This is a genomic window from Ruegeria sp. AP12 (assembly GCF_056540025.1).
The window spans coordinates 1-648 of sequence record NZ_JBQFVZ010000235.1; the positions used below are offsets into that span (position 1 = coordinate 1).

Annotated in this window: 1 protein-coding gene; it reads left to right on the plus strand. The window is 62.2% G+C overall.

Annotated features, from left to right (window positions below; translation table 11 throughout):
* Window positions 1-648: alpha/beta hydrolase (locus ACR0E6_RS22485; protein ID WP_480587560.1), on the plus strand; the 648-nt coding region annotated here is incomplete at both ends.

Consider the following 648-nt stretch of genomic DNA (forward strand, 5'->3'; position numbering starts at 1 on the left):
CGGATTTCGGCCCGTTTGGCGGCAATGGGCATTGCCGTTTTGCGTTTTGATTTCACGGGACTGGGCCATTCCGAGGGCGAGTTCGCAAACACAACCTTCACCTCCAATGTCGAAGACCTGATCGCGGCGGCGCACTACCTTGCGGGCCGAGACATGGCCCCTACATTGCTGATCGGGCATTCGCTGGGTGGCGCTGCGGTTCTGCGCGCGCGGGCGGGCATTCCTTCGGTCAAGGCGGTGGTAACGCTTGGGGCACCAGCCGATCCGGGACACGTCTCGCACCATTTCGAACAGGCTCTGCCCGAGATCGAACAAGAAGGCAGCGCCGAGGTGTCTCTGGGCGGTCGCCCCTTCCGCATCGGCAAGGCCTTTGTCGATGATATTTCGGAGGCTGCGCTGACCCCCTCGGTTGCCGACCTCAAGGCCGCACTTTTGATCTTGCACGCGCCGCGGGATGAAACGGTGAGCATCGACAACGCCAGCACGCTCTTTTTGGCCGCCAAACACCCCAAGAGCTTCGTGACACTCGACGATGCCGATCACCTGATCACGCTGGCCAAAGACGCCGAATATGCCGCTGACGTCATTTCAGCATGGGTTTCGCGCTATATCGAACTCCGCCCACCTGCCCCGCCACCGGGCGCGCCC